Origin of the sequence: Brevibacterium sp. 50QC2O2 (assembly GCF_024580675.1) — a bacterium.
In the GTDB taxonomy this organism is placed as follows: Bacteria; Actinomycetota; Actinomycetes; order Actinomycetales; family Brevibacteriaceae; genus Brevibacterium; species Brevibacterium moorei.
The window spans coordinates 1-739 of sequence record NZ_JANIJZ010000055.1 but is presented as its reverse complement, the minus strand read 5'-3'; the positions used below and the strand labels follow the sequence as shown (position 1 = coordinate 739).

Below are 739 nucleotides of genomic sequence, written 5' to 3'. Positions count from 1 at the left end.
AGTGATCGAGTGGTGGAGGCTATGCGAGTGAGAATGCAGGCATGAGTAGCGAAACACGGGTTGGAATCCCGTGCACTGGATGACTAAGGGTTCCAGGGTCAAGTTCATCTTCCCTGGGTTAGTCGGGACCTAAGGCGAGGCCGACAGGCGTAGTCGATGGATAACGGGTTGATATTCCCGTACCGGTGAAGGACCGTCAAAGACTGAAGCTGCTGATACTAACGCGGTGTGACTGCTGTCTGGCCTTCGGGTTGGGTGTGTGGTTGTGCTTCGGACCTGAGGTGGTGTGTAGGTGAGCGTGTGGTGTGACGCAGGAAGGTAGCCGGGCCGCGCGGTGGTTGTCGTGGTCTAAGGTGGTAGCCCGTCAGGTAGGTAAATCCGTCTGGCATATAAGGGTGAGAGCTGATGGGCGTCCCGTTTAGGCGGGGTGATCCGGTGATCCTATGCTGTCGAGAAAAGCATCGGCGTGAGGTTTGATCCGCTCGTACCCTAAACCGACACAGGTAGTCAGGTAGAGAATACTAAGGTGATCGAGAGAATCGTGGTTAAGGAACTCGGCAAAATGCCCCCGTAACTTCGGGAGAAGGGGGGCCACCCATGTGAAGGATCTTTACGGTCTGATGTGTGTGTGGTGGCCGCAGAGACCAGGGAGAAGCGACTGTTTACTAAAAACACAGGTCCGTGCGAAGCTGTAAGGCGATGTATACGGACTGACGCCTGCCCGGTGCTGGAAGGTTAA

Annotated in this window: 1 rRNA gene; it reads left to right on the top strand. The window is 55.6% G+C overall.

The features are described 5' to 3' along the window. Positions 1-739: ribosomal RNA gene (locus NQ038_RS15180) — 23S ribosomal RNA — on the top strand; the annotation flags it as partial.